A 20,824-nucleotide genomic window follows, 5' to 3' on the forward strand; every position below is an offset into this window, starting at 1 on the left:
GCTAAGCGTGTCATCGACAGGTTCCATGTACAGAAGTTAGCATGCGATGCCGTACAGGAGTTGCGCATCAAACATCGCTGGGATGCCATACAGCAGGCAAACGACGAGATGGAGGAAGCTAAACTCTGCGACAAGCCATACAAACCATACAGATACGCCAACGGAGATACAGGAAAGGAGCTTCTCGCCAGGTCAAGATATCTACTCTTCAAGTCCGCTAACAAATGGACTGAGCGGCAGAAACTGCGTGCTAAAATTCTTTTTGAACAATATCCAGACATCCAAAAGGCATACGGACTGTGCCACTCACTGCGCATGATCTTCGCCAAGAACACCATCAAGGATGCAGCCAGGCTCTCCATGGCACGGTGGTACAATAAAGTTGAAGAGGCAGACTTCCATTCATTCAATGTGATTGCTGCCACATTCTACGAGCATTATGATGAGATATTGAACTTCTATAACAACAGATCTTCGAATGCCATGGCAGAATCGTTCAATGCCAAAATTAAACTTTTCCGAGCCAATCTAAGAGGAGTGGCAGACAAGAAGTTCTTTTTATTCAGAATTGCAAAACTATATGCCTATCCCCATTGATTTTCTACTGAGCCAAAATTACAAGACAAACACAAGGAATGCCGTTATGAAGATATCACAACTTTCGAGAGTACAAGACAAAAAAAATCCCTGCAATCTCGAAAGATTACAAGGAAACACCCCTTGTGGGCGTTGACGGATTCGAACCGCCGACCCTCTGCTTGTAAGGCAGATGCTCTAAACCAGCTGAGCTAAACGCCCTTACTATTTGTAAGCGGATGCAAAGGTATGCCATTTTTAGATAACTACCAAACTTTTGGAGATATTTTTTGTTGTACACCCTATTTTTCTGTATCTTTGTAGCACAATAACATAAAATATAAAAGAGAATGAAAGAAAAAGTAGTTAGCGGAATACGTCCTACAGGATTTTTGCACTTAGGCAATTATTTCGGCGCAGTAAAAAGTTTCATAGAGATGCAAAACAGTTATGACTGTATGTTCTTTATTGCAGACTGGCACTCATTAACCACTCGCCCAAAGCCTGAGGATATACAGAAAAGTGCACGCGTAATTCTTGCTGAATACTTAGCTTGTGGTATCGACCCTGACAAAGCACCTATCTATATACAGAGTGATGTAAAAGAAACTTTGGAGTTGTACTTATACCTCAACATGAACACCTATATTGGCGAACTGGGACGTGTGACAACGTTTAAGGAGAAAGCCAGAAAGCAACCCGACAACGTCAATGCTGGTTTGTTTACTTACCCCACTCTGATGGCAGCAGACATTCTACAGCATCGCGCAAAGAAAGTGCCCGTGGGCAAAGATCAAGAACAAAACATGGAAATGGCTCGAAAATGTGCTGCACGTTTCAACCGCATTTATGGTGTTGAGTTCTTCCCTGAGCCTGAGAATTTCTACTTTAACGCACAAGCCTTGAAAATACCAGGGTTGGACGGAAGTGGAAAAATGGGAAAAAGCGAGGGCAATTGTATCTATTTGCATGATGATGACAAGACGATAACCAAGAAGGTGATGAAAGCCGTTACCGACAATGGACCACAGGCTATCAACAGCGAAAAGCCAGAAGTGATAGAGAATTTGTTTACATTCTTGAAAATAGCTTCCACACAAGAAACCTATGATTATTTTAATGAGAAATGGAACGACTGTTCCATACGTTATGGCGACTTAAAAAAGCAAATTGCGACAGACCTCTGTGCTGTGATATCGCCTATCCGTGAGAAAATTCAGGAATATATGGGGAATGCAGAACTGCTCGATAAGATTGCAAGAGAAGGAGCTGACAGAGCCAGAGAGAGTGCAAGTGCAACCTTACAAGAGGTGAGAAGTATTATCGGTTTCAGAAAATAAGAAATAGCACACAAGCGTTAGCAACTGCTTCGCTGCAATAATAAACCTATAACGAGAGAGGGGATTCATGGTTAGCATGAGTCCCCATTTTTGTTTGACAATAGCAGTGCCCTGACAGTATTATCAACAGCAAATACTACAAACACTGGATGCCCAAATAATATCAACATTGTACCACTCGAAGGCTCTCAATACGTACGAAACACAACGCATGCGTAGGCTTTAAGATGATTGCCGAATCGGAAGGTAGAAGTAAGAAAGTATCCTGTTTGTAAAAAACAATTCGTAAAGAACATTATTATACAAAGGTCACGCTACCAGCTTACGAATAGTCTCTACACAAAATAAGGGTGAGCCATTACAGCACACCCTTATTTATTGTTTGGTTTAAAAATCTTTGCTAATTACGCTTATTCGGTAATCTTAACAGTAGCACGACGGTTGAACGAGATTGGAGAAAGCTCATCAACACCACCATTACCCTTTGTAGAGATGTTGTCACGGCTTACACCCATCTTAACGAGTTCGTTAGCAACGGTCTTAGCACGCTCTTCAGACAACCACTGGTTGTGTGCTGGCTTACCTGTTGCGCTATCAGCATAACCATTAACTTCCAACTTGCAGTTGTTCTCCTTAGCATACTTAGCAACAGCCTGTACGTTTACGAGATCCTTCTGAGAAGCGATGTTTGTCTTGTTGAGATTGAAGAATACAGAAACTGGAGTAGTAACAAATTCCTTCACAGCAGGTGTCTCTACTGGCTTTTGGTTAGCCAACATATCCTTCAAACGTGCATTTTCAGCATTAGCGTCATTGAGCTGTGCATTCAAAGCATCAATTTGTGACTGAGACAAAGCCTTGATAGCGTCAACATCAGGAGTCTTATCCCAAGATGCCTTACCCAAGTTGAATGTCAAGCCAAGTTCTGCATAAAGATTGTTGTCGTGTGATTCCCAACCACGTGTAGCAATAGTAGTTTCATTACCACCATCGATATCAGTTTCCAAACGATTCCAACCAGCCTCTAAATGAAGAGAAACATGTTGACCCAAGCGGAATGTATTCAAGATACCTGCGCTTAAGTCCATAGCATACAAGTTGTGTGTCATTGTGCGACCAAAGCCTGCACCTGCAAATGGGATGAAGTTCCAAACACGATTTGGATTATAACCACAAAGCATATTGCTCAAATTGAACAATGCATGCTCGTTCAAAACCCAATATTTGTTGTCATCTCCAACAGGTTTACCTGCCTTGTCAGCATACACGGTCTTACCCCATACTCCTTGAATCTTTGTACGAAGACCAAGTCCTGGTGTAAACCATTTACCTACAGCAAGAGCAACACCTGGTTTAGCACGGAAGTCTTTTAACGGACTTCTATCCAAACCATGTCCATGCTCTTCACTTGAATACCAAGCATTCCAATTTCCACCCACCTGGATAAACCAGTTGCTCCAGAATGAATTGGTTGCTACACTGTACTTCAGTACAGGATCTGCGTCTTGTGCCATTGAGCACATTGAGACACCGGCAAATGCCAATACAATCAATAATTTTCTCATAACCTTTATTTATTAAACAATTAAAATTTGACTTTATACTATTGGCACCAAGTGCCTTGTCGGGAACAAAGATAATAATAAAAATTAAATGTTATCACTTTTTCCTCATAAATTAGTAATTTTAATGAAAAAAAACAACGATTTTAGCGTTTATCCTTTTATTTTTAACGTTACGAGTCTAATAATAGCTCTATTTTCTCTTGTTTGAGGATGTGTAAAATAGATTTACCATCGGGTGTATAATTTACATTTTGACAACCAAACAAGCTATTGATGAGATTTTCCATTTCCTCATTGTTCAACACTTGTCCAGTCGGAATGGCTGCGTGTTTAGCTAAACTCAACGCCAATGCTTGATGAATTTCATGGACAGCATTGGAATCTTTTTCTAACGCAGAGGAAAGCATGTCGTGAACGAGTTGCACCATATTCAATCCTTCAATTCCAGCAGGAACAGACTGAATGGCATAATCGCTATTTCCCATCGAGGTGAACTCAAAACCCATGGCGGTAAAATCGGGCAACATCTTTGGGAAAATGATTTGCTCTGCTGGGCTTAGCTGGATTAACTCTGGGAACAGTACTTTCTGGGCGTACTCTTTTCCCTCTTTCATCTGTTGCAAGTAGCGCTCATATAAAATCCTGACATGCGCTCGATGCTGGTCAATAATCATTAAGCCAGATTTGACAGCGGTCATTAAATATTGCCCCTTGTACTGATAATGTACAGGAGATTTTTCTTCAATCAAAGAATTTTGAACGTTTTGTTGTATCCCATCTGAATTGAACAAAGCAATATTTTCAGGGGTTTGTTCAAGTCCTTCATACAGTTTCTCCCAATCTGACGACGCATGAGGAGATGGCATCGGAGTCTGTTGGAAAGGATTGTAATTTGGATTTGTCTGTATGTGAGGAGCAACAGTAGCATCACGTTGACCACTATATACAGGTATGTCGGGCTGTCCCTCATTATTAAATTCGATCGAAGGTACTTCTTTGAATAAGCCGACAGCCTCTCTTACTGCAGCAAAAACAATTTGAAAAATAGCTTGTTCATTCTCAAATTTGATTTCTGTTTTGGTAGGATGAATGTTGACATCTATCTCTTGAGGATTGAGTTCAAAATAGATAAAATAGGAAACTTGATCGCCTTGAGGTATCAAACGCTCAAAGGCATTGAGAACCGCTTTATGAAAATAGGGATGTCGCATATACCGTCCATTCACAAAGAAATACTGCTGTACTCCTTTCTTCTTGGAAGATTCTGGCTTCCCTACAAAACCAGAAATTTTACACATGGTAGTGTCAACCGAAACAGGTAGCAAATCTTGGTTGATACGCTTCCCAAAAATATCAACAATACGTTGTCTTAAAACGCAGGGACGTAAATTCAGGAGTTCAGTACCATTACTATGTAAGGTGAACGCTATCTGCGGATACACTAAAGCGATACGCTGGAAAGCAGTCACAATGTGCTTGAGTTCGGTCGTATTTGACTTTAGAAAGCGACGACGTGCTGGAACATTATAAAATAAATTTTGAACTAAGAAATTGCTACCCGTAGGACAAGCACACGGTTCCTGTCCTTTGACTTTAGAGCCAGCAATCGTCAAAGAAGTTCCCAAGTCGTCATCTTCACGACGTGTCTTTAACTCAATTTGAGCGACAGCAGCGATAGAGGCTAAAGCTTCACCACGAAATCCCATCGTCTGAAGAGCAAACAAATCCTCGGCTTGACGAATTTTAGAAGTAGCATGGCGTTCAAATGCCAAACGTGCATCTGTGCCAGACATCCCCTTCCCATTATCAATCACTTGAATAGAGGTACGACCAGCTTCAACGACCAGTACATCAATAGCTGAAGCGCCTGCATCTACCGCATTCTCTACAAGTTCCTTAATGACACTTGCGGGACGTTGTATCACTTCACCTGCTGCTATTTGATTAGCAACGACATCTGGTAAAAGTTGTATGATATCTTTCATTCGTGTTATTGAAATTAGAAGTGAACAGGGGTTATCGAAACGGTAGTCACGAACAACAGCAAGGCTACAAGTATCACCAAACAGAACAAACCCACCAAGAGGAATGTGAAATGAGAGGATTGTTTTTGTCTCGGTGACTTCCGAAACAAGCCTTTTATCGAAGAGGGAGAACTACACGATGAGTTACGCTCACTCTTCTTATCTGTCGTCATGGCACGCTGTTGGATTTCTTTTAGCCGTTCTTTTCTTTCATCCACATAAAGGTAGTGATGCTGAAAGCCTCGAGGCTTTGGCGATTGAAACATGCTCATGGCTTTTCCTCCTTCACTTGACGTAACTTCTGTAAAGGTGCTTCCATGCGTGGTCTATATTTGAGCTCTGTTCCTTGGCTCTTTCCCTTCCAAACAAAGACATCATCTTTGCTCTTCGGACGGATGTCATCGTGCCATGCGAAAACAGGCAATTTGAGTTTTGCTGGTGGAATTTGCGACATCGGATACGTGGTACCAACCGCTTTGGGTGTCCATATCCTTTCTAATTGTCGTTGACCAGCAAAATACATTTTCATGGTATCTGTCTCCAAATAATTCATCATCACCAAAGAACTATCTTTGTCGTCCATGGGATAGAAAATAGACATCACATTACTAATTGCCAATGCGCGCCTAATTTGACCGTCTGTAAAGTACGCATGCATCTCCTTAGCAGATAGCTGATTATAATGTTCTTCCGCATCTGCTTTCTCTACTGATAAAGCCTGTCCAAACACATGCGCCTCCCTAACGGTGCTGTCATTCATAAATAATTGAATGTACTCTCCCAACAACTGTCTATTATTATTCCATACAATCGGATCTTGATACATATTTAAGCACGAATCCCTTGTACTAAAGACCAACGAATCGCACACGGCTTGCAAGTCATTCCGATAGACACTGACTTTGTGATAAGCATGCACTTGGCGATACATGGAGTCCGTATCAAGATGAAAGCTAAACAACTTGAGCGTATCGCCATGAAGATATAAAGTATCTTTCCGTGAAAAATCTGTGACTAATGCTTTGTTCGTCGCATATCCATAGCCTGTCTTTTCGTTGTATTCAAGATAATTGCCCCGCAAAGAGTTTTTATTTTTACGGTCGACAAAAATGACATCACCATATCCATTACTCTGTCCAGACTTACTATCATAATATAAGGTGTCGCCCGTAATTGTCTTGTCTCCAACAACAATCGTTGAACGTCCATAGAGTTGCGCCTTATCTGTTTTGGTATGAAAGATTGCATCTTTTGTCTCAGTGACACTCGACTTCGTGGTTATCTTCGAGGGTCCCAACACATGGGCTATCGATTTTTGCGTGTCATAGTGAAGCGTGTCTGTGGTCACCAACCTGTTCTCACTTCTCAATTTTACGTGATAGTAGAACACAGCCTGACGAGTTTCAGTGTTATACTCACCCCAATCAGCCACCAAACGGTCTTTCCCATCAATCAAGGTTCCGCCTTCATAGAAATAGGCAGTCTGATAAAGTCGGTCGTAATCCAAACTGTCTGTTAACAAAGTCTGTCGTCGATGTTTTAACACTACGTTTTTTCTGGCACGCATCATCTGTTCTTGTCCATCGTAATCAGCTCGTTCTGCTGTTAACGACAAAGTGTCGCCTTGGACAAATCGAACATGCCCAAAAGCTTTCATTGAATTGTCTGCCTCATAAAAGTAAGCGCTGTCACAAGTTAATCGCGCTCCCTGATGGCGAAAGGAAACTTTACCTTTTAAAATCTGCGCTTCTGGATTTGGTCCATACATATCATAGCTCAATTCATCCGCATGCAAGAGTTCGACGCGATTGGATTTCTTCGCTTTCTTTTTTTGATGACGCTGTGCTGGTAGCGATTGTACCATACAAAGTCCAAACAGGCATAGAGTCATGATGAACGTGAATCTATGCCCGCTTTTCAAAAATGATATAATCATTTGATGTGTCATTTTACCCAACCCTCATATTCATACTCACCATTTTTATAGCGGTCTTTCATACGAACATAGGTTTGCTTGATTTTATTGACCACCCAGTTGTGTATGAACTTCTGTCTCTCCTTAGCGAGTACAATATTCTTCATTACCTGATAATCTTCCGTTATCGTTGCTCGGTGACCTTCAACGCGATTGCGCAACCTTACAATGGCACAAACCGTTTTACCACGTTTATCAATCATCCTAAAAGCTGGTGAGACATCGCCTACTTTCATCCCCTCGATTTGTCTTGCCACTTCTGTTGGCAAATCCTTCATCTGAAAGCGTGAACTTAAATTCCCTGTTTGCATATCTACAAAGGACATCAGTCCTCTATTGTTACGCGTATCCTTATCATCTGAAATATAAGTGGCAGTCTCACCAAACGACAAAGACGGAGCATGCTGGTCGGAAGACAATCTAAACGTGTCGGCACGCAGCTCCGTAGCCACAGAGTCAAGACGCACCAAAACCTTATGGATTTCTTCGTCAGATACCTTTGGTTTTAACAAGATATGGCGTACCTTGATTTTATCGCCACGCTTGTCTATCAACTGAATGATATGATAGCCAAACTCTGTCTCCACAATCTTAGAAATCTTCTTTGGATCCGTCAAATTAAAGGCTACATTTGCGAAGTCAGGATCTAACATCCCTCGTCCCATGTAATCCATCTCGCCACCTTGTCGTGCAGAGCCTGGGTCTTCAGAATATAAGCGAGCCAATGTAGCAAAAGAGGTTTCTCCCGAAGTGACACGATTGGTAAAATTACGCAATTCATTTTTCACACGGTTAATCTCCTCTGGCAGAATCTTTGGCTTTCTGGTAATAATCTCTACTTCTACTTCTGTTGGAACAAATGGAATACTGTCAGCTGGCAGGTCCTTAAAGTACGCACGAACATCTGAGGGTGTTACTTTTACATCCTGTACCAGTTTTTCCTGCATATTCTGTACCAACAAGTTATTTCTGAAATCATCACGCAATTGTGAACGCATTTGCGAAATAGTCTGTCCTCGATAAGCTTCCAAGCGTTCTGCTGAACCGCCAGCCATTTCTATCCAGCGATTAATCTGTCTTTCGATGCTTGCAGTTACTTGCGCCTCAGGAATCTCAACTGAATCGAGTTCAGCTTGATGCAAGAAAAGTTTTTGAACAGCAATATGCTCAGGAATCGAGTAATCTGGATTCCCTTTGAACTTGATACCCTCTGCCTCCGATTGTAAACGTGTCATCTCTACATCTGACTTCATGATTGGTTCATCTCCGACCACCCATATCACTTCATCAATCACACTGTTTTCAGGCATTTGCGAAGTATTCGCCTTTATAGAATCCGTCTGGGGCTTCGCTAATTGGCGGTTGCGAGGACGAGCACTCATACTCACAACTATCAACAGTGCGATAAGTCCACAAACTATTTTAATTTCTTTCTTCATTCTTCCTTTACGTATAGATAATCAAAATCATTAACATATTATGGGTGCTGATTCACTGTTGCAAGTATGTCACGACGAACAGATATAGGATATTTCCTACGCAATCGTTGAACCCATTGTTTCTCTAATTCTTCTTGGTAATCTGCTACAACCTGCGCCTCCACATCTTGATAGCTTTGGGGCTTTTTCAGCTTTTTGCCATAAGTTGCCGCATAGGGAAAGTCTGTAAGCGGCTTTACCTGACCTTTCTTCTTAAACACTTGACAATCCACCAATGGATGATCTCCTCTCCTAAAGATATTTTTATCTACAGAGACGCGAATGGTACTGTCTTGGTTGAAAGTTTGCTGTATCACCTTCGTCCACTCTTCAAATGGAACATGTCTTACGGCTTTCCTCACCGCTTTTGTATCTTTCTTATTTTTTGTATAATAAGCAATGCCTTTGAATCTCGGTTGTTCCCACTTGTATTTCTTTCTATTTTGACGAAAGTACTCCTTCAATGCCTGTGCATTGTTTTGTGCTTTTGAAAAAATTTCGCGTGTCATTACTTCAAACAGCAACAAACCATCATGATATTCTTTTATGAGATACTTGAGTTGTGGATTCTTAGCTACCAGCTCTTTACGCTTTTGAGCAAGAATATCATCCTCCGTCACACCAGAACCAGCATGCTCAATCGCTGTCTGTATCTTCTTTGAAATGAGTTGGTCACGGATGCTACGCTGTTCAATAAACTGAAGTATCTCTGTCTTTAGAGAATCGTAAGGAAAAAACGAACGCTTGTCTTTCAATAAGATAATATGGTAACCTGCTGGCGTTTGTACAGGCTTACTTAACTCACCTTTTTTCATTGAAAAGATGGCTTTATCAAACTCTTCCAAAGTTTGTCCTCGCTCTAACCAAGGTAATTCTCCACCGCGAGATGCAGATGCACGGTCATCAGATACTCGTTTGGCTAACTCCCCGAAGTTTGCCCCTTTACATAAGGCACGATATACCGAATCGGCACGCTGTTCAGCAATACGCCTATCTGCTTCTCCTGCTGTTTGCTTGAGAGCAATAAGAATATGTGAGACCTTCACCAATCCCCCTGAAGCATTGACACGATTGGCTGCTTGCTGATAAATCTCGTGCGCTTTCTGCTCCACATCAGCATCCGTAATCATTGTCGGTTTGATTTGTGCGTCACGATACATCGCAAACTCCTTTTTGAAGCTGCTAAGCGTGTCTAATCTTGCTTCTTCGGCTGCAATAACCTTTAGTTGATAATTGATAAATAAGTCGACATATTCGTCCACACTTTTTTTATCAATAACTCCTTCTGCATTGTTCTTGTTATACGAGTACTCGAACTCAGAGCGATGAATATTCTTTCCATTGATAGTCATCAATATGGGATCATCTTGCTGAGCCAACACAAGGCTACAGCAAGCAAGCATCACCGCTAAAAGGATATTTTTCATTTTCATCATTCGTTCGAGCTAAATGAGGAAAGCACACTCACACGGGAGTTACCTTTCTTATAATTCGTGAGGACTATAGTTAGGAGCCTCACTGGTAATCGTAATATCATGCGGATGACTTTCTAACACACCGGCATTCGTAATGCGAACAAACTTGGCATCATGAAGGTCTTGTATTGTTTTAGCACCGCAGTATCCCATTCCTGATCGGAGGCCTCCCATCAGTTGATACACAATCTCTTGTACTGTCCCTTTATATGGAACACGGCCTGCAATGCCTTCTGGTACCAACTTCTTTGCGTCAGTCGTATCGCTCTGGAAATAACGGTCTCTTGAACCATTCTTTTGTTCCATTGCCTCTAAGCTACCCATTCCTCGATAGCTCTTGAACTTACGTCCATTAAAAATAATGGTCTCACCAGGACTCTCTTCTGTCCCTGCAACCAATGAACCAACCATGACAGAGCTACCTCCTGCTGCCAATGCTTTGACAATATCACCAGAATAGCGCAAGCCTCCGTCAGCAATCAATGGCACCCCTGTGTCTTTTAAAGCGGCATAGACGTCGTAAACGGCGGACAGTTGTGGCACACCTACTCCCGCTACCACACGTGTCGTACAGATAGAACCGGGACCGATACCAACCTTCACGGCATCAGCGCCATTATCCACCAACATTTTTGCAGCTTCACCAGTGGCTACATTTCCTACAACGATATCAACATGAGGGAAGGAAGACTTTGCTTCTCGCAATTTTTCAACAACTCCTTTGGAATGACCATGAGCCGTATCAATCACCACAGCATCTGCTCCTGCCTGAACCAAAGCATTTAAGCGCTCCATGGTATCAAGTGTAACGCCAACACCTGCTGCAACTCGAAGACGTCCCTTCTCATCTTTACAAGCCATTGGTTTATCTTTCGCTTTCGTGATATCCTTATAAGTAATCAGTCCCACTAACTTATTTTGATTGTCCACCACAGGGAGCTTCTCTATTTTATGCTCTTGCAATATTTGTGCAGCATCACTTAGATTAGTCTTCACGTGCGTGGTTACCAGATTCTCGCTGGTCATCACTTCATCAATCGTTTTATCCAAACGACGCTCAAAACGCAAATCGCGGTTGGTAACAATTCCTACCAAATGATTTTCGTCGTCTACAACGGGGATACCTCCAATATGGTAATCACGCATCATGTTCAGTGCGTGTTGCACCGTACTGCCTCGTCGAATCGTTACAGGGTCATAAATCATTCCGTTCTCTGCACGCTTCACAATTGCCACTTGATGAGCTTGTTCGTCAATAGACATATTCTTATGAATCACACCAATACCACCTTCACGTGCAATTGCAATCGCCATTGCCGATTCGGTAACGGTGTCCATAGCAGCTGTTACGTAAGGTACATTCAAATCAATGTGACGTGAGAACTTGGTTTTCAACTCAACCTCTTTGGGTAAAACTTCAGAATAAGCAGGGATTAACAGGACGTCATCGAAAGTAAGACCGTCCATCACAATTTTATCTGCAACAAATAATGACATATTGGGTACCTTTTATAAAATTTATTGCGTGCAAATTTAACAATAAAAAATCATATCAGTCGTCATTTTTCCGTTTTTCTCAAGCATTTAATTGTATTTAACTCGTTTGCCCGACGAACCCTATGATTCGTCGGAGAGATAAATAGAAAAGTCACAACTGGTGCACAAGCACTCTAATTGGCTAACTCCGAAATAAATTTAATACGTACAAGTCGCAACTCGTCCTCACTATATTGGTCGCCCAGCTCTTCCATCGCAACTTTCAAACCATCTGTTTCGCTCTCCATAAAGTAATCGTAGAGATCGTCCACATGGTCTTCGTCCATGACATCTTCCAAGAAATAATCGATGTTGAGCTTTGTGCCACTATAGACAATTGCTTCCAATTCGTCTAACAATTCATCAAAGTCTAAGCCCAAAGCATTCGCAATATCATCTAACGCCACCTGACGATCGATACTCTGAATGATTTTCACCTTGAGCATACTCTTCTTTGCTACGGTGCGGACACGCATTTCTTCGGGGCGTTCAATCTCATTTTCATCGCAATGAGACTTTATCAATTCCACGAATTTTTTACCATAGCGTTTTGCTTTACCTGCTCCTACACCTTGAATTTGCTGTAGCTCCTCCAACGTCACGGGATATACGGTCGCCATTTGCTCCAATGACACATCTTGGAAAATGACATATTGTGGAATGTTCAGTTTTTTGGACATCTCTTTCCGCAGACTCTTTAGCATCTTGAAGAGTCGAGGGTCCAACACGCCACTCCCTCCTTCTTGGAGTTCGTCCTCATCGTACGCACTAAATTCATTGTCCAAGGCTATCATAAACGACACGGGCTTCTTCATGAATTTCTTACCCGCAGCCGTCACTTTCAACACGCCATAATTCTCTACTTCTTTTTCTATATATCCTGCAATGATACCTTGCCGAATTACCGGATTCCACACTTTAGAATCTTCATCCTCACCCGCACCAAATTCTTCCAGTTCATCATGCTTGTGCGAAACAATATCTTCTGTGGGATTTCCTATGATAAAATCGACGAGATAATCTTGTCTGAAGTTTTCTTTGAGCACCAAAATAGCTTTCAATGCTATCAGTAAAGCTTGTTTCGCCTCTCGACGCTCTTTGGGATGCAAGCAATTATCACAACTATGACAATTCTCTTGTAAATATTCCTCTCCAAAATAGTGCAGCAACATCTTGCGGCGACAAACCGACGACTCTGCATAAGCTGCTGTTTCTTGCAGCAACTGTCTACCTATATCCTGCTCGGCTACAGGCTTTCCCTCCATAAACTTCTCCAGTTTCTTCAGGTCTTTTTGCGCATAGAAGGCAATGCAAATCCCCTCACCGCCATCACGTCCTGCACGACCCGTTTCTTGGTAGTAGCCTTCCAAACTTTTCGGAATGTCATAATGTATCACGAAACGCACATCTGGTTTGTCAATTCCCATTCCAAAAGCAATGGTTGCCACAATCACATCAATTCGCTCCATCAAGAAGTCATCTTGTGTCTGTGAGCGTGTGACACTATCCAAACCGGCATGATAAGGAGCTGCCTTGATATTATTCGCTTTCAAGACTTCGGACAATTCTTCTACTTTCTTACGAGACAAGCAGTAGATGATGCCACTCTTTCCCTCATGCTGACGGATAAACATGATAATCTGTTTATCAATATCCGACGATTTTTGGCGTATCTCATAATAGAGGTTCGGACGATTAAAAGAGCTCTTAAACTCTCGTGCATCCGCAATTCCCAAGCTGCGCTTGATATCTGTACGAACCTTATCCGTAGCTGTAGCCGTCAAGGCAATCACAGGTGCATCGCCTATCTTGTTAATCGTGGGACGGATATTTCGATACTCTGGTCTAAAGTCGTGCCCCCACTCAGAAATGCAATGCGCCTCATCGATGGCATAAAAAGATATTTTAACCGTTTTGAAGAACTCGATGTTTTCTTCCTTATTTAAGGACTCTGGAGCTACGTATAACAACTTGGTTCGCCCTGCACGAACGTCATCCATGACTTGCTGTATGGCAGCTTTGTTCAAAGACGAGTTTAAGAAATGTGCTACTCCCTCCTCTTCACTAATTCCATTGATGACATCCACTTGATTTTTCATCAAGGCTATCAGTGGAGACACAACAATGGCTGTACCCTCCATGAGCAAGGAGGGCAACTGATAGCATAGGCTCTTTCCTCCACCTGTGGGCATCAATACAAACGCACTATTACCTGCTAAAAGGTGATTGATGATAGCCTCCTGTTCGCCTTTGAAAGAATCAAAGCCAAAGTAGAGTTTTAACTTTTCTGTAAGATTAACTTTTTTCGCCATAGTGTCTCATTAGATTCATGATAGTTATTATAACGTCAAGAGGTAGGATTTATCATACAGCTCTTACTTCATCGGTCATCCCTGTTGTAACTCGGAGAAAGCCCCCCTCTCCCCGAGTTCAACGAGGTTATTCACCCAACTTATTCAAGTTGGCTTTATTCAATTGTTTTTGCGCATAGTCGAGTGTTACCTCAAAAGACTTAGTGCGCTTTGATGGTATTTCAAACATGGCATCCATCATCATCGATTCCACAATAGAACGGAGACCACGCGCACCTAACTTATATTCTACCGCCTTATCGACAATAAAATCAAGTGCTTCGTTTGCAAAAGTAAGTTGGATTCCATCCATCTCAAAGAGCTTGATATATTGCTTTACAATTGAGTTCTTGGGTTCCACTAAAATCTTCCGCAAGGCTTCTTTATCCAATGGATTCAGATAGGTCAACACGGGTAAGCGACCAATAATCTCGGGAATCAGTCCAAAAGATTTCAAATCTTGTGGCAAGATGTATTTCATCAAATCTCCCTTATCAATATTGCGAACATGTTGTACCGAATTATATCCCACGACATGCGTGTTCAGTCGCTGCGCTATTTTGCGTTCGATGCCATCGAAAGCACCGCCACAGATAAACAATATGTTCTTGGTATCTACATGAATATAGTCCTGGTCGGGATGCTTGCGTCCTCCCTTTGGCGGCACATTCACCATGGTGCCTTCGAGTAGCTTTAGAAGTCCTTGCTGCACACCTTCACCACTGACATCACGTGTGATAGAGGGATTATCGCTTTTGCGTGCAATCTTGTCAATCTCGTCAATGAACACAATTCCGCGCTCCGCAGCAGCCACATCATAATTGGCTACCTGCAACAGGCGCGACAAGATGCTTTCCACATCCTCACCCACATAGCCAGCTTCTGTAAACACGGTGGCATCTACAATGGTGAAAGGTACATCGAGTAGGCGTGCTATCGTTTTGGCAAGCAGCGTCTTACCCGTACCCGTAGAGCCTACCATGATGATATTACTCTTCTCTATCTCAACGCCATCTTCATTCTTTGGTTGTTGCAACCGTTTGTAATGGTTGTACACTGACACCGAGAGATAGCGTTTGGCGTCATCCTGCCCTATAATATAGTCGTCCAGATATTTCTTTGTCTCTTTGGGCTTAGGAACTTTTTTTAGCTGAAAGGGTTCGTCTGCAGCATGCTTTTCTTTTGCCTCGCCCGAAAGTCCAGCCGACTCTACGATAGAATAAGCCGCTTGGACACAAGCGTCACAGATAAATCCACTCTGTCCTGTAATCAATAAATCTACTTGGTCTTCACTTCTTCCACAGAAGCTACATTTCTTTTTGGTCGTTGCCATCTGTCTCTTTTTACTTCTTCCTTACCAACACCGTATCAATCATACCATATTCTTTTGCTTGCTCAGCATCCATCCAATAATTACGGTCGGAGTCACGATACACCTTTTCATAAGGAGTATGTGAATGGTTAGCTATGATGGTAAAAAGTTCCTTCTTGAACTTAATGATTTCCTTCGCCTCAATCTCAATATCCGAGGCTTGACCTTGCACGCCACCTAAAGGTTGGTGTATCATCACCCTACTATGTGTCAATGCACTGCGCTTGCCTTCTTGTCCTGCCACCAGCAACACAGCCGCCATAGATGCTGCCATACCCGTACAAATGGTGGCTACATCCGAGGTGATAAATTGCATCGTATCATAAATGCCCAACCCCGCCGTAACGCTGCCACCAGGACTGTTGATATAAATCGAAATATCCTTACCTCCGTCTACGCTATCCAAATAGAGCAACTGTGCCTGCAAGGTATTGGCAGTATAGTCGTCAATCTCCGTACCCAAGAAGATAATGCGATCCATCATCAGACGAGAGAACACATCCATCTGTGTCACATTCAATTGACGCTCTTCCAAGATATATGGATTGAGGTATCTTGCCTGGCTCTTGATGACATCATCGAGAGTCATGCCATTCATTCCCAAGTGTTGGGTGGCGTATTTTCTAAAATCGTTCATTTTATTTTTACCTTATTTTTATTATAATATAAAAGAGGTTATCGACACTTCTAAAAACCTCGATTATACAAAGTTAATAAAAAAAAGTCGATAACCTCTTATTACAAGAAGTTTTTTTTATTAAAAAAATGCGTTATTTCTCTTCAAACATTTTATTAAAGTCGTCGAGTGAAATTTCTTTCTCATTCAATTTCACCGACTTTTTCAAGGCTTGCGTCAGCTTCGAGTCGATGGCACGGTCTACGAGAGCATCTACACTCTCTTGTTTTTTCAACAAATCGTTGACATAATTCTCGATATACTCATCGGGAAAGATACATTATTCTCACGAAATATATGTTTTCAAAGTCATGAAATATCAACTTTAAAATAAATTGAGTATATTTGCATTATCAAGAAAAAGCAATGTTTTCCGTAAGCGAAATCCTCCAACTTCGAAAGAGGAAACAAAGAAGGAAACGGCATTGAACTATAGCCAACAAACCTTTGCAATTTCTTCTTATAGAACGTAAAAATGAATTTTGACGCAAAACATATTTAAAAGCCTGTGGCTCAATTCGTCGGGGAAGCATTTTACGCTTATCAACGTGTCCTACGAGCAGACAGAGCCAAAAGCCAAAAAAGGCAAAGGCAAAACCAACGTTCAAATCTAATGAAGGAAATAGCTAAAATGGTGACGATGGACTTTAATCAAATTTTCGGAACGATGGTTTTTATCGGCGGTCACATCGTACCAAATATTACATTAAGATTATAAACTCTAATAAAAAACAAGAATTATGAAACAATTAATTAACCCCATTGGACAGGAAATCAATACTTTAGGTAAGGTAATTAACAACAAGGAACTCATGCTTGTACACATGCATCTGAAAAGCGGAGAACAAATACCTTCACACGACCATATAGGACGGGAAGTATTCTTCACCATAGTGAAAGGAACTGTGGAGGTTACTCTTAACGATACCGAGGTACATCGTATCAGCACAGGCACTGTTCTACATTTCCCCGGCGAAGCTCATATAAGCGTAAAAGCCATAGAAGAGAGTGATTTTTTCGTTTACCTCATCAATAGACAATAATGCTATGGATATGAAAAAATATTTGCCGAGTGTAGACCTTGAGAAACTTAGTAAAATACTCGAGATCAAAGAAGCATACCAACGAGGAGATATTTCATTAGAAGAGGGCAGAGACCGAATAAGAAAACAAGTTGGGAAAATCCGCCCTTATGAAATAGCATTGGCAGAACAGGAACTCAAAACCATAGAAGAGAATGAGTGCCAAAAGGAGGATATTCAAAAAATGATTGAGTTGTTTGATGAAGTAATGGACACCAGTCGACCAAATCTTCCTCTCAACCACCCTATCATGTGCTATTACAGAGAGAACGATGAAATGCATCGCCACATGCTCGCCATAGAAGACCTTGTACAATATCCGATTATCAAGAACCAATGGCTTGAATTATACGACCAAATAGCGGCTTTTCGCACTCACCTTTCACGTAAGCAGAACCAGCTCTATTCCATACTCGAACAGAAAGGATTTGACCGCCCCACGACTACGATGTGGCTGCTCGATGACTTTGTGCGAGACGAAATGCGTGATGCTAAAAAACTTATTGAGGAAGATAAAGAAGAAGAATTTTTGGCAATGCAGCCTACCATTGTGGCAGATGTGCGGGATCTTTTACAGAAAGAAGAATCTGTACTCTACCCAACTGCTTTGGCAATGATTACTCCCGAAGAATTCGAACAGATGCGTTCGGGAGATTACGAAATTGGCTTTGCATGGATTGATGTAGAAGGATTCCAAAATGCGGATAAAACAGCAACCCAGCCAACAACAGCTCCTGACGGTTTTGTCTCAGAACTATCTGCGCTTCTTGCTAAATATGAGCTTGGAGGAAACGATACAGACCGAGTTTTCGACGTCACGACAGGCAAACTTTCTCTCGAACAAATCAACCTCATATACAAACATCTTCCTGTAGATATATCTTATGTAGACGAAAACGAACTTGTTCGCTTCTATTCAGATACCAACCACCGCATCTTCCCACGCAGCAAGAATGTTATCGGACGTGATGTAAAGAACTGTCATCCGCGCACCAGCGTCCACCTTGTTGAGGAAATTATAGCCAAATTCCGTTCGGGTGAGCAGGATAGTGTAGATTTTTGGATTAACAAACCAGGTGTGTTCATCTATATATATTATGTAGCCGTGCGTGATGCAGAAGGAAGATTCAGAGGTGTACTCGAAATGATGCAAGATTGTAGTCGCATTCGTGAGCTTCAAGGTTCACGAACACTGCTGACCTGGTCGAATGACACACAAGTAGTAAAATCAAAGGAGGCGCAAAATTGTACTCCAAATGATACGTCTGTTACAAAAGAAGGCTCGACAATAGAACTCTCTGCCGACACTCACTTACAGGATTTGTTAAATATTTACCCACAGCTACGGAAAGATTTGCCAAGTATGAACTCTGCTTTCAAAATGCTCAATTCTCCTCTTGCACGCATCATCATTCCTAAAGCAACCATTGCCATGATGAGCAAACGCAGTGGGGTTTCTCTTGATGACATACTTTCTACATTAAAAGAACTCATCGCTAAATATAAGAGGGAGAAATAAATTCCTTATCTTAGAATAACCGAAAAACGAGAGACTGCAGACTACAAACTGCACCCTCTCGTTTTTTATTTCATAGCCATCTCAACTCAATGTCTGAGGTAACGAGGTGTTTTTATTCAGATTTCATTGATCCTTTTTTTTGTCTACTCGAAGCTCACGAAACAAAGCAGAGGTCAACAAATCATTATCTACTGCATTTCATAACTTATTAGACTATTAAATGCTAATAGTTTGAATCTAAACAATAGATTTTTCGTGAAAAAATGCGTTATTTCTCTTCAAACATTTTATTAAAGTCGTCCAGTGAAATTTCTTTCTCATTCAATTTCACTGACTTTTTCAAGGCTTGTGTCAGCTTCGAGTCGATGGCACGGTCTACGAAAGCATCTACACTCTCTTGCTTTTTCAACAAATCGTTGACATAATTCTCGATATACTCATCGGGAACATTGCTCATACCGTATTGTGCAAACTGGGCACGAGCAGCACCGCGCGCTACTTCCTTGATATCTTGGTCTTCTACCTTAATATCATGCGCTTTCACCAACTGCTCTTTAATCAGATGCCAAGTAAGCTGTTTGATGCTCTCTTCATAATTTTTTTCTACAAACTCCTCATCCTTATCGGGGTTGTTTTTACGCATGATGCGCTTCAACAGTTCATCAGGATATTCCAGTTTTCCAACCTTCTTCTCGGCATAAGCACGGGTATCCAACAAGAATTTGTAATCGCTTTCGCCCTCGAGTTGTGCTTTCAGTCCCTCGGCTATCTTCTCACGGAATTGCTTTTCGTCTTTCACAGCGTCCTTACCATACACGTTATCAAACAATTCTTGGTTGACAGCATGGTTCTGATAACGGCTAATTTCGGTAATTTGATAGCTAAAGTTGCCCTCATGCTCTTTCACCTGTTCTTTATCAATTTTCAGAAACGAAGCCAATTCTACATCGCTGGCATAAGCCTTACGAGGATTGAAGGTGATGATGTCACCCAACTTCGCACCATCAAATTTCTTTTTCTCGCCTTCTTCCTTGATATAGCTGGGCATTAAAACGGCAGCTTCAACAGTGATGCCACCCTCTTTGGTGTTTCCATTCTCGTCTAATTCACGCAAATCACCCTTCAGCATATCATTGCCCTCAAAGGTTTCTACCTTCTCATAGGTACCCATGCGAGAGGCAAACATTTCTACTTGCTGGTCAATCAATTTGTCGTCAACCTGAATGTTATAGTAGTCTATCTTATTTTTGCCATTCAACTCTATCTTAAAGTCGGGTGCCACAGCAATATCAAAAGCGAAAGTATAAGGTGCTTCTTTCTCGAGATCTACCGTTTCTTGCTTGTCAGATGCTAAAGGCTCGCCCAGCATTGGAATATTATTTTCCCGAATGTACTCATAGAGTTTCTGCCCCACCAATTTGTTGATTGTATCCATTTTTACAGATGACTCAAACTGGCGTTTAATCATGCCCATAGGAACTTGTCCGGGACGGAAGCCTGGTACATTGGCTTTTTTACGATAGTCTTTCAATGTCTTCTCGACATCCTCTTTGTAATCAGCTTCTTCGACCGTAACAGTTAATAAACCGTTAATCTTGTCGGGATTTTCAAATGAAATATTCATCTTTAACGTTTTGATTTATGATTATTTTTGTTGTTTTCAAATGAATGGCAAAATTACGCATTTTTACCCTAATCTCCTAACTTCACTATAAATTATTTGTTTTTTTAACGCAAATACAGCAAAATAATCATCTATAAATCAGACAGTTATTAATCCATGGAGATAAGCACGCAAACTCATTACTTTAACCGCCTTATCCCATTATATTAAGGGGCTTAAAAACATGCTTCA

The 20,824-nt window shown here is 41.5% G+C and carries 15 protein-coding genes, 1 tRNA gene and 1 pseudogene; 4 read left to right on the plus strand and 13 right to left on the minus strand.

The window, feature by feature from the left end; all coding sequences use genetic code 11:
• Positions 1 to 597: ISAon1 family transposase (locus BN35_RS11800; RefSeq protein ID WP_044071554.1), on the plus strand; the 597-nt coding region annotated here is incomplete at its 5' end.
• Between the two features lie 126 nt (positions 598 to 723).
• Here the strand turns inward: BN35_RS11800 and BN35_RS11805 are convergent.
• A tRNA-Val gene (locus tag BN35_RS11805) sits at positions 724 to 798 on the minus strand.
• A gap of 128 nt (positions 799 to 926) precedes the next feature.
• Here BN35_RS11805 and trpS point away from each other — a divergent pair.
• Complete coding sequence (gene trpS / locus BN35_RS11810; RefSeq protein WP_025072876.1) at positions 927 to 1,916, plus strand: tryptophan--tRNA ligase; 990 nt, start codon at positions 927 to 929, stop codon at positions 1,914 to 1,916.
• A gap of 410 nt (positions 1,917 to 2,326) precedes the next feature.
• Here the strand turns inward: trpS and BN35_RS11815 are convergent, their stop codons facing one another.
• The 11 genes and pseudogenes from BN35_RS11815 to BN35_RS13525 all read right to left on the minus strand — a co-directional run.
• Complete coding sequence (locus tag BN35_RS11815) at positions 2,327 to 3,481, minus strand: OmpA family protein (RefSeq protein ID WP_025072875.1); 1,155 nt, start codon at positions 3,479 to 3,481, stop codon at positions 2,327 to 2,329.
• A 170-nt stretch (positions 3,482 to 3,651) separates the two neighbouring features.
• On the minus strand, positions 3,652 to 5,466 hold the full coding sequence (gene mutL / locus BN35_RS11820; RefSeq protein ID WP_025072874.1) for a DNA mismatch repair endonuclease MutL: 1,815 nt from the start codon (positions 5,464 to 5,466) through the stop codon (positions 3,652 to 3,654).
• A 14-nt stretch (positions 5,467 to 5,480) separates the two neighbouring features.
• Positions 5,481 to 5,777, minus strand: coding sequence for a hypothetical protein (locus tag BN35_RS11825; RefSeq protein ID WP_025072873.1), 297 nt, complete (start codon positions 5,775 to 5,777; stop codon positions 5,481 to 5,483).
• Complete coding sequence (locus tag BN35_RS11830) at positions 5,774 to 7,453, minus strand: OstA-like protein (RefSeq protein ID WP_025072872.1); 1,680 nt, start codon at positions 7,451 to 7,453, stop codon at positions 5,774 to 5,776. Before BN35_RS11830 ends, BN35_RS11825 begins: the two co-directional genes overlap by 4 nt.
• Positions 7,450 to 8,919 (minus strand): peptidylprolyl isomerase, encoded by a 1,470-nt coding sequence (locus BN35_RS11835; protein ID WP_025072871.1) that lies wholly within the window; start codon positions 8,917 to 8,919, stop codon positions 7,450 to 7,452. The genes BN35_RS11830 and BN35_RS11835 overlap by 4 nt, the downstream gene beginning before the upstream one ends.
• A gap of 38 nt (positions 8,920 to 8,957) precedes the next feature.
• The gene (locus tag BN35_RS11840; protein WP_374188035.1) at positions 8,958 to 10,385 is read right to left on the minus strand and encodes a peptidylprolyl isomerase; all 1,428 of its coding nucleotides are present in this window, start codon (positions 10,383 to 10,385) and stop codon (positions 8,958 to 8,960) included.
• Positions 10,386 to 10,442: 57 nt separating this feature from the next.
• Complete coding sequence (guaB, locus tag BN35_RS11845) at positions 10,443 to 11,930, minus strand: IMP dehydrogenase (protein WP_025072869.1); 1,488 nt, start codon at positions 11,928 to 11,930, stop codon at positions 10,443 to 10,445.
• A gap of 173 nt (positions 11,931 to 12,103) precedes the next feature.
• Positions 12,104 to 14,281, minus strand: a complete 2,178-nt coding sequence (gene recQ / locus BN35_RS11850; RefSeq protein WP_025072868.1) for a DNA helicase RecQ — start codon at positions 14,279 to 14,281, stop codon at positions 12,104 to 12,106.
• A 127-nt stretch (positions 14,282 to 14,408) separates the two neighbouring features.
• Positions 14,409 to 15,653: an ATP-dependent Clp protease ATP-binding subunit ClpX gene (clpX, locus tag BN35_RS11855; RefSeq protein WP_028901242.1), complete on the minus strand. Its 1,245-nt coding sequence runs from the start codon at positions 15,651 to 15,653 to the stop codon at positions 14,409 to 14,411.
• Positions 15,654 to 15,663: 10 nt separating this feature from the next.
• A complete protein-coding gene (gene clpP / locus BN35_RS11860) occupies positions 15,664 to 16,329 on the minus strand; it encodes an ATP-dependent Clp endopeptidase proteolytic subunit ClpP (RefSeq protein ID WP_008124424.1) in 666 nt (221 codons plus the stop codon).
• 133 nt (positions 16,330 to 16,462) lie between these two features.
• Positions 16,463 to 16,639, minus strand: a pseudogene (locus BN35_RS13525) (trigger factor); the annotation flags it as partial.
• A gap of 469 nt (positions 16,640 to 17,108) precedes the next feature.
• On the opposite strand from BN35_RS13525, the gene BN35_RS11865 reads away from it, so the two are divergent.
• Positions 17,109 to 17,411, plus strand: a complete 303-nt coding sequence (locus BN35_RS11865) for a cupin domain-containing protein (protein WP_028901243.1) — start codon at positions 17,109 to 17,111, stop codon at positions 17,409 to 17,411.
• Between the two features lie 4 nt (positions 17,412 to 17,415).
• On the plus strand, positions 17,416 to 18,969 hold the full coding sequence (locus BN35_RS11870) for a DUF438 domain-containing protein (RefSeq protein WP_025072866.1): 1,554 nt from the start codon (positions 17,416 to 17,418) through the stop codon (positions 18,967 to 18,969).
• A gap of 268 nt (positions 18,970 to 19,237) precedes the next feature.
• On the opposite strand, the gene tig is transcribed toward BN35_RS11870, so the two are convergent.
• The gene (tig, locus tag BN35_RS11875; protein ID WP_025072865.1) at positions 19,238 to 20,593 is read right to left on the minus strand and encodes a trigger factor; all 1,356 of its coding nucleotides are present in this window, start codon (positions 20,591 to 20,593) and stop codon (positions 19,238 to 19,240) included.
• Positions 20,594 to 20,824 lie beyond the last annotated feature (231 nt).

This window comes from Hoylesella timonensis 4401737 = DSM 22865 = JCM 15640, assembly GCF_000455445.1.
Lineage (GTDB): Bacteria > Bacteroidota > Bacteroidia > Bacteroidales > Bacteroidaceae > Prevotella > Prevotella timonensis.

Excerpts from the sequence above, each read along its gene's own strand:
- BN35_RS11815 (WP_025072875.1), bottom strand. The coding sequence starts at position 3,481 with ATGAGAAAATTATTGATTGTATTGGCATTTGCCGGTGTCTCAATGTGC.
- recQ (WP_025072868.1), bottom strand. The coding sequence starts at position 14,281 with ATGGCGAAAAAAGTTAATCTTACAGAAAAGTTAAAACTCTACTTTGGC.
- BN35_RS11830 (WP_025072872.1), bottom strand. The coding sequence starts at position 7,453 with ATGACACATCAAATGATTATATCATTTTTGAAAAGCGGGCATAGATTC.
- trpS (WP_025072876.1), top strand. The coding sequence starts at position 927 with ATGAAAGAAAAAGTAGTTAGCGGAATACGTCCTACAGGATTTTTGCAC.
- mutL (WP_025072874.1), bottom strand. The coding sequence starts at position 5,466 with ATGAAAGATATCATACAACTTTTACCAGATGTCGTTGCTAATCAAATA.
- clpP (WP_008124424.1), bottom strand. The coding sequence starts at position 16,329 with ATGAACGATTTTAGAAAATACGCCACCCAACACTTGGGAATGAATGGC.
- BN35_RS11870 (WP_025072866.1), top strand. The coding sequence starts at position 17,416 with ATGGATATGAAAAAATATTTGCCGAGTGTAGACCTTGAGAAACTTAGT.
- BN35_RS11825 (WP_025072873.1), bottom strand. The coding sequence starts at position 5,777 with ATGAGCATGTTTCAATCGCCAAAGCCTCGAGGCTTTCAGCATCACTAC.
- BN35_RS11840 (WP_374188035.1), bottom strand. The coding sequence starts at position 10,385 with ATGAAAAATATCCTTTTAGCGGTGATGCTTGCTTGCTGTAGCCTTGTG.
- tig (WP_025072865.1), bottom strand. The coding sequence starts at position 20,593 with ATGAATATTTCATTTGAAAATCCCGACAAGATTAACGGTTTATTAACT.
- BN35_RS11865 (WP_028901243.1), top strand. The coding sequence starts at position 17,109 with ATGAAACAATTAATTAACCCCATTGGACAGGAAATCAATACTTTAGGT.
- guaB (WP_025072869.1), bottom strand. The coding sequence starts at position 11,930 with ATGTCATTATTTGTTGCAGATAAAATTGTGATGGACGGTCTTACTTTC.
- clpX (WP_028901242.1), bottom strand. The coding sequence starts at position 15,653 with ATGGCAACGACCAAAAAGAAATGTAGCTTCTGTGGAAGAAGTGAAGAC.
- BN35_RS11835 (WP_025072871.1), bottom strand. The coding sequence starts at position 8,919 with ATGAAGAAAGAAATTAAAATAGTTTGTGGACTTATCGCACTGTTGATA.